This window comes from cf. Phormidesmis sp. LEGE 11477, from assembly GCF_015207105.1.
In the GTDB taxonomy this organism is placed as follows: domain Bacteria; phylum Cyanobacteriota; class Cyanobacteriia; order Phormidesmidales; family Phormidesmidaceae; genus Phormidesmis.
The window spans coordinates 1-13,384 of the sequence record NZ_JADEXO010000030.1 but is presented as its reverse complement, the minus strand read 5'-3'; the positions used below and the strand labels follow the sequence as shown (position 1 = coordinate 13,384).

The 13,384-nt window shown below is 49.6% G+C and carries 11 protein-coding genes; 5 read left to right on the top strand and 6 right to left on the bottom strand.

Annotated features, from left to right (window positions below; translation table 11 throughout):
• Window positions 1–2: 2 nt before the first annotated feature.
• Together IQ256_RS10805 and IQ256_RS10800 are read right to left on the bottom strand one after the other, a co-directional pair.
• Complete coding sequence (locus tag IQ256_RS10805; protein WP_193855563.1) at window positions 3–314, bottom strand: HigA family addiction module antitoxin; 312 nt, start codon at window positions 312–314, stop codon at window positions 3–5.
• Window positions 314–592, bottom strand: a complete 279-nt coding sequence (locus IQ256_RS10800; RefSeq protein WP_193855562.1) for a type II toxin-antitoxin system RelE/ParE family toxin — start codon at window positions 590–592, stop codon at window positions 314–316. Before IQ256_RS10800 ends, IQ256_RS10805 begins: the two co-directional genes overlap by 1 nt.
• Window positions 593–727: 135 nt before the next feature.
• Here IQ256_RS10800 and IQ256_RS10795 point away from each other — a divergent pair, with 135 nt between their 5' ends.
• The gene (locus IQ256_RS10795; RefSeq protein ID WP_193855561.1) at window positions 728–1,993 is read left to right on the top strand and encodes a DNA repair exonuclease; all 1,266 of its coding nucleotides are present in this window, start codon (window positions 728–730) and stop codon (window positions 1,991–1,993) included.
• A 48-nt stretch (window positions 1,994–2,041) separates the two neighbouring features.
• Here IQ256_RS10795 and IQ256_RS10790 read toward each other — a convergent pair whose 3' ends face one another.
• Window positions 2,042–2,797: a sulfite exporter TauE/SafE family protein gene (locus tag IQ256_RS10790; RefSeq protein WP_193855560.1), complete on the bottom strand. Its 756-nt coding sequence runs from the start codon at window positions 2,795–2,797 to the stop codon at window positions 2,042–2,044.
• Window positions 2,798–2,938: 141 nt separating this feature from the next.
• On the opposite strand from IQ256_RS10790, the gene IQ256_RS10785 reads away from it, so the two are divergent.
• Together IQ256_RS10785 and IQ256_RS10780 are read left to right on the top strand one after the other, a co-directional pair.
• Entirely contained in the window at window positions 2,939–5,434 is a 2,496-nt protein-coding gene (locus IQ256_RS10785; RefSeq protein ID WP_193855559.1) for a M48 family metalloprotease, read from the top strand.
• Window positions 5,435–6,429: 995 nt separating this feature from the next.
• Complete coding sequence (locus IQ256_RS10780) at window positions 6,430–6,873, top strand: RNA-binding protein (protein WP_193855558.1); 444 nt, start codon at window positions 6,430–6,432, stop codon at window positions 6,871–6,873.
• Between the two features lie 197 nt (window positions 6,874–7,070).
• On the opposite strand, the gene crtB is transcribed toward IQ256_RS10780, so the two are convergent.
• The gene (crtB, locus tag IQ256_RS10775) at window positions 7,071–8,006 is read right to left on the bottom strand and encodes a 15-cis-phytoene synthase CrtB (RefSeq protein WP_193855557.1); all 936 of its coding nucleotides are present in this window, start codon (window positions 8,004–8,006) and stop codon (window positions 7,071–7,073) included.
• A 492-nt stretch (window positions 8,007–8,498) separates the two neighbouring features.
• Between crtB and glyA the strand changes: the two genes are divergently transcribed.
• Together glyA and IQ256_RS10765 are read left to right on the top strand one after the other, a co-directional pair.
• Window positions 8,499–9,782: a serine hydroxymethyltransferase gene (gene glyA, locus IQ256_RS10770; protein WP_193855556.1), complete on the top strand. Its 1,284-nt coding sequence runs from the start codon at window positions 8,499–8,501 to the stop codon at window positions 9,780–9,782.
• A 525-nt stretch (window positions 9,783–10,307) separates the two neighbouring features.
• Window positions 10,308–11,366, top strand: a complete 1,059-nt coding sequence (locus IQ256_RS10765) for a glycosyltransferase family 4 protein (RefSeq protein WP_193855555.1) — start codon at window positions 10,308–10,310, stop codon at window positions 11,364–11,366.
• A gap of 88 nt (window positions 11,367–11,454) precedes the next feature.
• Here the strand turns inward: IQ256_RS10765 and IQ256_RS10760 are convergent, their stop codons facing one another.
• Entirely contained in the window at window positions 11,455–13,230 is a 1,776-nt protein-coding gene (locus IQ256_RS10760) for a glycosyltransferase family 39 protein (RefSeq protein ID WP_193855554.1), read from the bottom strand.
• Between the two features lie 55 nt (window positions 13,231–13,285).
• A partial coding sequence (locus IQ256_RS30375; protein ID WP_193855553.1) for a transposase occupies window positions 13,286–13,384 on the bottom strand: 99 nt, incomplete at its 5' end.

Here is a 13,384-nt window from a genome sequence, read left to right as displayed (position 1 = left end):
GGCTAGACTTCAGCAGACTTTTCGCCTCGCGCGAGTTCCAATTGTTGCAAATGCTCATGTGGCTGTTTTTGCTCAGCTTGCCAAAGGTCATGATTCATCTGCATCTGCAGCCAGCTTTGAGGCGAGCGTCCCAATACCTTTGATAGACGAATTGCCATATCTGGCGTCACTCTATTTTGCTCGGCGATCAGCCTAGAAAAAGTCGAAGGAGATACCTTAAGGAAGCCAGCTATCTGTCTAGCACTAACCTCGAATGGTTCTATATAAGTCCGCCGAATAAATTTTCCGGGGTGAGGGGGATTATATTGTCTCATCAGTGATAGTCCTCATAGTCCAAAACATAGACATCTTTGTCTCTAAACTCGAAAGTCAACCGCCAGTTACCGCTCACTCTGATTGACCATCGACCTTTGAGTTTGCCTTTTAGAGAATGCAAACGGTAGCCAGGGATGTTCATGTCATCGATAGACTCGGCTGTATCTAGCGCCGTAAGTTTGTCTTCTAAAATCTCAGCATGCTTCGCTTGTATGCCAGCGGTATTTCCCGTCTCAAAAAACTTCCGCAAGCCCTTGTGCTTGATCGACCTAATCATGCCTATAGTGTAGCCTGATGCGCGCCAAGCATCAGACGGATTAGTGCTTTCCTCATGCCTTCGCCATACAGTTCAACCGTTCTACAAATCGTTCTACAATAAATGCTCTGAATCAAAGCGTTTCATCTTTTAGGCATGGCGAAATTTCTGCATATTTCCGATATCCATTTAGGCTTTGATCGCTACGACAGTAAGGCGCGGACGCTGGATTTTTTCTATGCGCTCAAGGATGTTCTAGAGAAATATGCGATCGCCCAGCAGGTAGATTTTGTCATCATCGGCGGCGATCTATTCGAGCATCGAAATATCAAGCCCGCCATCCTAAATCACGCTCAGGTTTGTCTACAACTTTTACAGGCGGCAAATATTCCGGTGCTAGCAATCGAGGGCAACCATGACAATGCACCCTACGGCACCAAATCGAGCTGGCTGCGCTATCTATCCGACTGGGGACTACTCAAGCTATTGGAGCCAGGGGATGTGAATTCGGGTGAGCCATTTTATTCACCTTGGGACGAAGCGCGACAGCGGGGCGGATATATCGATTTAGACTGCGGCGTTCGGGTACTGGGCTCTAGCTGGTATGGGGCAGCAGCGCCAAGAGCGATTGAGCAGATTGCAGCAGCAATGGGTGAATTGCCAAAGGCAAAGGGGCCCTCTATCCTGCTGTTTCATCACGGGTTAGAAGGACAGATTGCTCGGTATTCAGGAGCTTTGCGCTATAGCGAAGTGCTGCCGTTAAAAAAGGCAGGGGTAAATTACCTGGCGCTAGGCCATATTCATAAGAACTATTCAGAAGATGATTGGATTTTCAACCCAGGCTCGATTGAGGCAAATAATGTCGAAGAAAGCCAGTTCGAGCGGGGTGCCTATCTAGTTGAGATTGACCAGAAAGGCAAGATTAAGGCAGAGCTGAAGACGGACTATCGGCAGCGGCCAATTGTGCGATTGCAGCAGAAGCTGAGAAGTCAAGATGCGATTGAATCGGTAGAAGCAGGCGCGATCGCCCTCATCCAAAAAGCCATCAAATCGAAAAAAATCATCCCTGACCAGAAGCCAATTGTAGAGCTACGCATTACCGGCACCGTTGGCTTCGATCGACTTGAGCTAGATACCCGTCAGCTACAAAAGCAGCTTCAAGAACTCTGCAACGCTCTGATATTCTTGCTGCGCTATGACGTAGAAGAAGACGGCTATATCTCTCATATCTCAGAAGAAGCTAGCCGTTTAGAGGTAGAGCAAGAGGTGTTTGTTGATTTACTCTCTGCAAATAGTCGCTATAAGAAGCAAGCTGAGATCTTAGCTCACGGCTTAACTGATCTAAAAACGCGACAGATGGATGGTGAAAGCGAGGAAAATCTGTATGCACTGGTTGAAAATATTTTGGCCCCAGATAGTTAGCATTTAAGGCCGACTTCAACGAAGTCGCCAAGCGCTAATAGGTAAGCGCTAGTGGATAAAGAAGGTCCGCTGTTGCCAAAGCATCCATACGCCGCTTAATCCAACGAAGCTGACCGCAGCGACTTGAAATTGTTCTGGGCTCATCTTTTCTAAAACTTTTCGACCTAGCCAATTAGCCGGTAGGGCTGCACAGCCGACTACTAAGCCATAGCCGAGCAGCGCAGGTGAAAAGACGCCCAAGAGTGCATAGGCGACAATTTTGATCAGGTGTGTGAGGGTGAATCCGGCTGCGCGGGTAGCAATCATGCGCTCTTTTTCCAGGCCGTAGCTGAGATAGGCAGGGTTTAGTAGCGGCCCAGTGCTGCCGACTAGGCCGGAGACAACTGCGTTGAGAAAGCCCAAAGGCAGAAAATGCCATGCTCTGATTCTGATGGCAGGCATCTGGATACGGTGGCTAAGTAAAGAGTGAACCACCATATAGAGAAGTGCGATCGCAATAAAAAACTGCAGCCCTTCTGCCCGCACCTTTGTAAAAGCGTAAGCACCAATCAGGGATCCGGCCACCACACCCGGCATTTGCCAAAGCGTCAATTTCCAGTCGATGTACCGCCACAGCAGAATGCTCCGCTGAATATTACCTAAGACGCTGCCGATAGTCAGCACCGGGGCAACTGAGGGCGCACCTAGTAGCAGAGTCACCAGCGGAATCAGAATTAGGGGACTACCACCGCCCACCAGCATGCTAGTGAACCAGGCTGCAAAGCTAACGGAAGAAAGCAGAACTAAGAGTAAGGCGTCGGACATTAAAGGCTAAAACAACAAAATTGTGAACGATTATTAACCGTTTCTTAATAATAGGCGGTGGAGGTCTGACATGCCACAGAAGTTATATCTTGCGCGAATCTGCGTACCCTGATCTCAAAGTTTCTACCCGCAACAGCTTTTATGACATCTTCTGCAATCGATCTAGAAAAGGCGTTCAAAGCGGGTATCGCTGCTTATCAGAAAGGTGATTACGACCAGGCCGCCGCTGTATTTGCTCGCTTGACAAAAGGGGAAAATCGCACATATCAGCTGAAGGCAAGCATGGGCGTAGTGCAGATTTACATTGCTCAAAGGCGGTGGGCCGAGGCCAAAGCGCTATGCCAAAAGATTTTGCAGAAGGCACCAATGCCCGCAGCACAGCGGTGGGCAAGGTCGACGTTGACTGATATCGACCGCCAAATGAACGGCCAAATGAACAGTCAAATGGCCAATCGAGTGGTTGTCTCAGATGCCGTTGTGCCTAGCGATGTTTCTACCGGGGCCGTTTCTGATGGCGGTGATAAAAGCGGATTTCAGCCGATTACTGCTGATTCGCAAACTGCTAGCTCGACGCCTATATCGGCGGAGACATTGGCAAAGACCGGGACTGGTCGGTTTGAATCTGTAGATATGTCGTCTGTAGATATGTCGTCTGGCCCGCTCGAAGTATCGGCGAAATCCGTTGATACTTCAGCGGCTGATTCTCCAGTGGTCGATACTCTATTGCCTGTCGATGAAACTTCTGAGCCGCAGGTCTCAATGTTTCATTATGCCTACCTCAACAACGAAGTCACGCCAGCAGAAAGTGATGAGGCCGAGCCAAATTCTGTAGGGGAGGGCTGTCTCTGGACTTACGCCGGTCGACTTGATAAAGGGCGCTCTTTGGGACGAATTAAGCGATCGCAGCTACGCATAGCTCAGTTTGGTAGTGCGATCGCGCTCTATTTTCTCTTGCGCTTTCTCATCCACCAGACTGTGGCAATCTTCAACGGCTATCTGTTTTTTTTAGACGACATCACGCCGTTCTATGTACGGTCACTACCCACTTATCTAGAAGAGGTCACTTGGCCGCTGCTAATGGCGCTACTGGCAGTTGTGATCGCCTCTCCCTGGCTGTGGGATCTCTATCTGCGTTTTGCCGCGAATCGCCAAAAGCTATCAATTAGCCAGCTACGCATGCATTCGGCCGAAGCGGCTAGCTTGATAAGTCAATACTGCCGCCAGCGCCAGTGGAAACTGCCTCGCCTGTGGAAGCTGTCAACAGATATCCCGCTAGTTTTCTCCTATGGGTGGCTGCCTCGCAATGCCAGATTAGTCATTTCAGATGGATTGCTGTCTACGCTACAGGCCGATGAACTCGCTGATGTACTAGCTTATGAGCTGTCCCACTGGAAAAGCTGGCATTGGCTGTTGCTCAGCGCTCATAGCCTATTGCTTCAGCTACTTCATCAGATCTACTGGCAGCTAGCACTATGGGGAAATAAGCAGAACTTGCCGCTGAAATGGGCCGTAGGAACAATCGCTAGCCTCAGCTATGCGCTTTTTTGGCTGGTGCGATTGCCGGGGCTGTGGGTAGCTAGGGTGCGAACTTATTATGGCGATCGCATCGCAACTGAGATGACAGGCGATCCCAATGGTCTCATTCGAGGGCTGACCAAACTCTCCTTTGGCCTAGCTGCCAGCATAGAGCAACAGGGCTATACGCCTAGTTGGATCGAAAGGCTGTCTTTACTCATGCCCGTTTCTGCCGACTTGTCTAGACAAAAACTGTACGGACGTCTTTCCCTGGCTGATTTGTTTGCTTGGGATAGCAAAAACCCGCTACGAAACTGGATGGGCTGCTTAGACTCACATCCACCGCTGGGCGATCGTCTGCGTCTGCTCACAGCCTATGCCAAACATTGGCAACTACCATCAGAAATTTTGTTCGATCCTCTACCTCGTCGACAGAGCGGACTATCCAGGCCAGAGTGGAAACATCTGTTCAATCAGGGAACGCCATACTTTGGGCTGACGTTAGGGCTAAGCATTGGATTGGCGCTGTGGGTATTGGGCGCGATCGCCGCCGCGACCGAGTGGCCTGTATTTGACTGGATGCACAGAGACATTGGACTTTTTCAATGCTGTCTATTATTAGGCACCGGGGTAGGCATTCTCTTACGAATTAATCGCTTCTTCCCGGACCTGCCGCCTTCTATGCAGATCTCTTCCCTATCGTCTAGTCGTTCGTTCTGCGATCATTTAGTGCCCGGATGGATCGCTCACCCTGAACTCCTGCCAGTAGATAGTCTGCCAGTCAAGCTGACAGGCACTTTGTTAGGCAGGCCAGGTATCGCCAACTGGCTTGGCCAAGATCTTTGCTTGCAAACGTCTTTCGGCCTCATTAGGCTACATTTCTTTTCTACACTTGGCCCTTTAGGAAACCTGCTGAATAGGTCGAAAACACCTCGAAAGATGCAAGGTGAATCGGTGCAGATTACAGGCTGGTTTCGCCGAGGCGTTCACCCCTGGATTGATATTCACCAAATTCGACCGGAAAACAGCAGAGTGCTTCAGGCAGGCCACCCAATCTATTCGCTCCTTCTTGCCGCTATCACTATCGGATTAGGACTCTGGCTTTTACTACAAAGCAACTAGCGATTGAGCAAAATCAATTAGCAATTGATTGGGCAAATTGTGTCCAAGCACAAAGAGAGCACTATATATAAGGATATAAGGCTGTCAGCGCAGTGAAATCAGCCTATTGCTGCCAACGTGAAGAAATGTTGCGAATACTAGGCAAAGAGTGTTACATTCGTTCGCAAGAGCTTGTTTTGTCTATTGGCTAGGTGAGTTAGCGTTCTAGCGATCGCGCGCATCTGGAGTTAGGCACGGGTTCTCCTACTCTCAACACAGCATATGGGTCAGTCGTTCTTCCAAACGGCTGACTTTTTATTGTTCTATTGTCAAGACAACGAGCCCTAGCCTGTACAACAATTTGCCAACAGATCGAGTTAAGACAGCGTTGCCTTTGAGGTTCGAGCAAGAACAAGCGTGATTTTCATTCTGTTCTTGAAAAAGAAATACTTATAAAGACAAGGTTGTTTTGCTGCGAACCCTTATCTAACCCAGGCTGTAAGTTATCTTGATAAACTGGTTGGGTATCTGACATCGTGATATTTTAATAGTGGTCAAACAAGAAACTAGCCGCCACGTAGCTCACGCGCCAGCTCTATTGTCAATGAGGCAACTGTTAGAAAGACAGTTGTGAGAAAGTAGAAGATGAATAGTGAAACTGAGCTGTGTTTTATCGAACGCTTAAGCTTAGCTACTTCTGTTGAGTTGTAGTGACAGTCTAGATAGCTGTAATGGCAGTCTAGATATTTAGAGGTTAGTGAGTGCCTATTGCGTTTAGGCGTCTGCTTAAGCATTTTATGTAGGTTCGTCACCGCGATCGAGGCTGTCTTAAGTTTTCATAGCACTGCAGCCGCTCGATGAGGAAAAACAACCGATCTTTCACCAAAAACATTGTGATAAAGAGTTTTCCATTTTCCTAACTAGTCAAGCACTTGTGCTTTCGCTTTAGAAGCGGTCACAAGGCTTATCTTTGTGAAGGATTTTAAAAAGTTAAAAGAGTTAGAGGGTATACTCACATGTCAGTTCGTTTGTACTTTGGCAACCTGCCACGGAGTCTTGAGCGTGAAGAATTTGAGGCTATTTTTACTGAAGATGCCGACAGTTTAGTTTCAGTCAAGCTGATTTCAGATCGTAAGACTGGTAAGTGTCGTGGCTTTGGCTTTGTAACCGCTAAAGATGACGCGACAGCGGATACTCTAGTCGAAAAGTACAACGGGTTTACTTTGCAAGATGCCACCTTGAAAGTGGAAAAAGCAATGCCTCGAACTGAAAAAGAAAGCGAAGGTTCTCGTGGTGATAGCAGCGGACAGCGTCGTCAAAAGAAAGGCGGCAGCAAGCGTGGCGGCAACAATGTCGTCGTTGCAGAAAGTCAGAGCGCTGATGCGGGTCCAGATCCTCGCTGGGCACAAGATCTAGCTAAGCTTAAGGAAATGCTTGCCGCTCAGACAGCAGCTTCCTGATCGCTTATCACAAACGTAAAGACTTCCTTGCCGAAGATTTTCTTTGGCAGGCATAGGTCTCAGCTACAGCGGTATATAGCTGAGCTAACAGAAAAGACAGGCTGTCTCTATAGCAGCGCTGTCTTTTTTTGGTGAAAGCTACTTTGTAGAAACTTTGTCGCGCTGCCTTTTGGGACTGCTGCTATTGAACTCTAGCCTTAGGAGATTTGTGATCGCACCAACGCTTGAGGCAAGTAGAGCAGCTTACGAGTCTTAGATACGTATGCTCGGCGATTGAAGACATCGTAATCATTCTCGACAATTACGTCCAAAATCTTTCTATAGAGCATCAGCGCTGTCCATACCGGCCAGCGGGCATCCGGGTGCAGCCGACTGATTCCACCTTCTGCTTCTCGATAGTACTTGAGCGCTCTTTGAATTTGGAACCGCATTAGCCCCCGCCAACGATCGTCGATCACGCCTTGCAGCAATTCTTCTTGCGTATAGTCAAATAGCTCTAAATCTTCTAGTGGCAGATAGATTCGCCCTCTTCTGGCGTCTTCGCCCACGTCTCTAAGGATGTTAGTCAGCTGATTGGCAATTCCCAATGAAACAGCCTCAGGGATGGGAGGAATGGCTGGATTTGAGCGCATCCAGGGCGAAGCGTTGATCTCGGTGTCCATTCCCATCACTACCGTCGACATCAGACCGACCGTACCTGCGACTCGATAGCAGTAGAGCTTTAGTTCTTCAAAAGTTTGATAGCGAGAACGGTGCAGATCCATTCTTTGACCGGCAATCATATCTCGAAAGGGCTGGATATCTAGCTCATAGCGCTCTAGCGTGTCAACCATAGCGACGTCTAGATTGTCTTTAGGATGACCCGAAAAGAGGCTTTCTAGCGTAGATTCCCAATGGTCTAGCGTACTTTCTGTTGTGTACTTTGCCTGCGGTCCGTCTACTAGTTCATCGGTTCGGCGACACCAAACATAGATGGCCCAGATCGCTCTGCGTTTGGCTTCAGGCATGAGCAACGTCCCCGTGTAGAACGTCTTAGAGCACTCTGCGGTGATTTGACGACATTGTTCGTAGGACTCTTGGAGCGATACAAACTTAGGCGTAAGGGTCGTTGAAGGATGGGTCAGTTGCAGCATCAATGCCTCAAACTGGAAGATGAACAATAGTCGCTAGGCAAGTCGGCCAAGGGCGTCTTGAGCAATCGCGATCGCCCGCAGGGAATCGTTGTTTCCCGACGTGGCTAGGCGATGCGTAATTTCCTTATTATATGTTTCAAAGCGTTACATTTTGAGGCGAACCTTAATTTCTCTTGTAGCAAGGGCATTTTTAGCCGCCACCAAAGATTAAGGCAAAGCAGCCTTTCATCCTTTGCCCTCTCAGCGATTCGTCAGGCAATTTGTCAGGCAATCTATTTACTCTACCACCCTCTTTTATTCTCTTTCTTCATAGAATTTCTTCGAGATCTGTTGCCAGCTCAGTGTTTGCATCGAGCTATTATGAAAACCTTCTAGAGGTGAGTATCTGACGTGCGTTAATGCACCTGTGTGAGTGTATTAGCGATTAGGCTTACACAAGAGAGATAGAAGTCATAGAGAAATACAGAAATAGAGTGGATTGAAGGGAAACTGATGACACAGGCTAACGTGGACTTTTTGCAGCAAAGCGACCCAGAGCTGGCCGCCATTATCGATAGGGAATTAAACCGCCAGCAGACTCATTTAGAGCTAATTGCCAGTGAGAACTTTACGTCTCCAGCGGTGATGGCAGCTCAAGGCTCTGTTTTGACAAACAAGTACGCTGAAGGGCTGCCGAACAAGCGCTACTATGGCGGCTGCGAGTTTGTCGACCAGGCAGAACACCTGGCAATCGAACGGGTGAAGACTCTGTTCGGCGCTGCCCACGCAAATGTTCAGCCTCACTCGGGTGCCCAAGCCAACTTTGCTGTGTTTCTAGCACTGCTGAAGCCGGGCGATACGATTCTAGGGATGGATTTATCTCACGGTGGCCATCTGACTCACGGCTCACCCGTGAACTATTCAGGTAAATGGTTCAACGTGGTTCAATACGGCGTTAGCCAAGCAACAGAACAGCTTGATTTTGACGAAATCCGTAGGATAGCCATAGAGCATCAGCCGAAGCTGATCATCTGTGGATACTCGGCGTACCCTCGGACGATTCACTTTGAGAAGTTCAGAGCGATCGCAGATGAAGTCGGAGCGTACCTGATGGCTGATATCGCCCATATTGCTGGGCTAGTCGCCACTGGGCACCATCCTAATCCGCTGCCTCATTGCGACGTGGTCACCACAACGACCCACAAGACGCTGCGTGGACCGCGCGGTGGGCTGATCATGACTCGCGACGCTGATCTGGGCAAAAAGTTTGATAAGGCCGTCTTCCCTGGTAGCCAAGGTGGGCCATTAGAGCATGTCGTGGCCGCTAAGGCAGTTGCCTTTGGCGAGGCGCTACAGCCTGAGTTCAAGACCTATTGTGAGCAAGTGATCAAAAACGCCCAAGCGCTGGCCGCGCAGCTTCAAAAGCGAGGCATTAAGGTAGTGTCTGATGGCACAGACAACCATCTGGTACTCGTCGATCTGCGCTCTATTGGCATGACTGGCAAGATTGCTGATGCTTTGGTGAGTGAAGTTAATATCACCGCTAATAAGAATACGGTGCCTTTCGATCCAGAGTCTCCATTCGTCACCAGTGGGCTGCGTCTAGGTACGCCTGCTATGACGACGCGGGGAATGGGCGAAGCAGAGTTTGCTGAGATTGCCAATATCATCGCCGATAGGCTGCTAAATCCTGACGATAGCAACGTGGAATCAGACTGCCGGCAGCGGGTGCTTGATTTATGCGATCGCTTTCCGCTCTATCCTCACCTGCGATCGCCCGAGCCAGCGCTTGTCTAAGTTTTAGCCGTGGTTTTGGTCGCTATTCGTTGCGGACTGCTGTACTCAGAAAACAGCACAGAAGATCTAAGAAACTAAACCTTCTACGATCCTATCTATTGAAACCCCAAGCATTTCTATTGATGCTTGGGGTTTTGTCAGAATTCATTTTCCGGCCTGTTGTAGCTAGCGCCGAATGCATCCGTATGCTGATTAGCCACTATGCTAGCTGGCTACTTTGAACTTTGGTAGTGAGGGTTTCACTATCAAGGGAAGCCTGAGCGAAGTGACCAGCGCTATGGACCTAGCCGGGATATCTTACCGCTTTCATAAGATATGCTCAGCCCTTATTTGTGTCTTCGGTAGCTGGCAAAGGCTATACTATCGCCGAACGATGATAAATTGACAGAAATTGAACTTACATGACGCTTGTTGCGTCCGGCAGCAGCGTCCCCAAGAGCTAATCCTTTCGCAGTGGATTTGTTCCGAGCCTTACTATTGAAAGGGCTCATCTTTGAACTTTGCCCACCCTATCTCCTCCCTCCGATGGCATTTTCGTTCTACCATCTGTTCGCTTTTATTCTCTCTGCTCTTGTTGTCCTATGTCTAACGCCGCTGGTTAGAAAAGCAGGACTTGCCAGCGGCAGAGTAGATTTACCTGGAGCCCGAAAAGTTCACAGCCAGCCGATGGTTCGTCTAGGCGGTGTTTCTATCTTTGTCGGTGTTTTGGTTGCGCTGCTATCAGTGTGGGCTGCGGGTGGGTTTTTGGGTAGCGACGGTGAACCGGTAGAGCGCATCTCTGAATATTCAGTTTGGGGCGTGACGATAGGCGGCCTAGCCTTTTTTCTAATTGGCTTAATCGACGACTTATTCGGCCTATCGCCGATCAGTCGTTTGTTCATGCAGTCTGCGGTGGCGTCGGTTGCCTGGTGGGTAGGCGTCGATATTCGGTTTTTGACTATTCCTTTTATTGGTATTACTCAGCTACCAGCTTGGTTGAGTCTAGTAGTCACTATCTTCTGGCTAGTTGGTATGGCCAACGCGATCAACTGGATTGATGGCCTAGATGGCTTGGCAGCAGGCGTTTCTGGAATTGCTGCGGTTGTGATGGTGGTTGTGAGCCTGTACATGGGACAGCCAGCGGCGGCCCTGATTGCAGCAGCTTTGGCTGGGGGGTCTTTGGCATTCTTGCGCTACAACTTCAATCCGGCTCAGATATTTATGGGCGATGGTGGCGCTTATTTTATTGGCTTTACGCTAGCGGGTGTGGGCGTCATCGGTCTGGTCAAAGGCGTTACGACCGTTGCAGTCCTGTTGCCTTCGCTGACGCTAGCGGTGCCCATCTTGGATATGTCTGCGGTGATTTTGCTGCGAATGCGCCAGGGGCTATCGCCTTTTGTCGCCGATAAGCGCCATTTGCACCACCGTTTGCTCAATGCTGGATTCTCTCATCGATTCACGGTGATGTTTATCTATGTGTTAGCGCTGTGGGTGGGCAGCTTGGCGATGGCGTTTTCCGGGCTGAGAGCGGGTATTCCTTTTGTGTTTGCATCGACGGCGCTGCTGAGCTTCACTGGCTGGAAGGCGGTGCGTTTGGCCAAGTAGTTATCTGTTGCTCATGGGTCTTTGGAGCTAACCCTTTAGTCACTGATTGCCTGTTTTGCTTGCCTGTTTTGGTCACTCGTCCCTTTTTTCAGGTCGTACGGGTATTAGGTTGTTTAGGCCCATATGGATACGGGTAGGGCTGGCGTAAGTTTTTAGCTTGATATAGATGAAAAGTTTCAGAGATTTCGCCGCCTCGTCTAGTAGAGATTTGAGCCAGCGGGATGATATCGGAAAAGTAAGGGGCGATCGCATCCACCTCTTCTATAAGAGAATCTTGGTTCAAGCTGACAAATAGCGCATCTTTTCCAATCCACTGCGCTGGATCGAACCAAAAAGCATAGCCACGCGGATCGATTGTGAAGCTGCTTACCGGCAAATCAACCTCTCTTGGCATCGCTAGGGCGATATATCCACTGAGCCAATATCTCGATGTGATGACAAAGTCGACGCTTTTAATAGCGACTCTAAATTCAGCAGATTGATCGAGTCGTCGACGCAGCTGCATCACATCTATCAGCTCTGTAGAAGGATCTTGCTCGATTGCGACCACGCCACCCAAAAGGGCATAGTCGCCCGACTTTTGCAGTGTGCCTAGCGTGATATGGGTTAGCGCGAACATCAGCAATACGCCTATTGTCAATGCTGACGACATCAGCCAGCGGCGTACCTTCGTTAGTGGCCAGCTTGAGGCAGCGTAGCCCAGCAAAATGACTAGGCTCCAAAGCCCAGAGGCAGGCCAAGCAGGAAAGGTGTGAGTCGCACCGCCGATCAAGGTAAATCCGAGGGCAACCGGCAATCCACTCCAAAGAAGAAAGCCGATCTTGCTAGAGATTATTTGCGACTGATGGTTCAACTCGCCAGTGCGTCGACCAAGACGCTGACTACCGCGCTGACTAATTCGCCAGCCAGGCATCCAAGCAGGCAGCTGGCTAATTAGCGCTTTGACAATCGCCCACCACAGCGGCAGCGCCATACTAGGAAACAGGTAGCCAAACTGAGCTAGCACCGCCCCTAGCAACAGCGTGAACGAATAGCTATTGCTATCATCTCCATATTCTGTGAAGCGATCGCCTAGCTGAAACTGAAACGAAATCCAATCGTGGCTAGCGTTCCAATACAGCAGCGGCAGCAGCGTCAACCCAAAGGCCACACAGCCGTATGCCAACCACTTCGATCTAAATACGACTCGATGGGGCGCACTAGTTAAGCAAAAACCGATAAGGCTTAGCCCTATGATGAAGCCGTGATATTTGCTAAGACAGGCTAGTCCAATGGCGATCGCAATTAGGACAATTTGAGCGGTGGGACTGTAGCTGTAGGCATTGCGCTGTGAGTCACCCTGTGAGTCACTTAGCGAACAACCCTGCGGATAGAATTCGCGAGCGCAGAGGTAGAGGGCCAGACTCCAGAAGAAAATCAGGGCGTTGTCTGGAGCAGCGAGAACGCCGAAGCTGAGGACGAAAAGTGGAACGAGAGAGGCGATCGCACAGCTAATTAATCCCGTCCGAGGGCCAAACAGCCATTTTCCCGTCGCATAGAGCAGCCATAGACTCGCCGTGAACAAAACCAACGCGCAGAGCCGCATCGTCAACGGCGTGGCTATTCCCGTCAGCCAGATGCCTAGACCAGTTGTAACGGCGACAGCAGGCGGGTGGTCAAAATAGCTCCAGGCCAGATTTTGCGTATAGAGAAAGTAGTAGGCTTCATCAAAGCCGACGGGTAAAAAGTAGGCGATGATGCTACGAAAGAGCAACCCGCCTAGCAGCAGTCCCCAAGGGGTCGTGAGCGAACTGGCCCACCTTCGAATACGCACATTCTGCCCTTTGGCTTTGGTTCGTTTAACTAGATCGGCGGGAATTCCCACGCTACAGGCTTGTCCTTAGCGTGGGATGAAAGCCAGGTGAGTGATAGCGAACAGTCTAATCAGGTCTGTCCTGATTTTGGACGTAAGCTTTGAGCTCGTCAACGGTTACCCCACCACAACTCGCTATAAAGTAACCACTAGTCCACAGCACTTT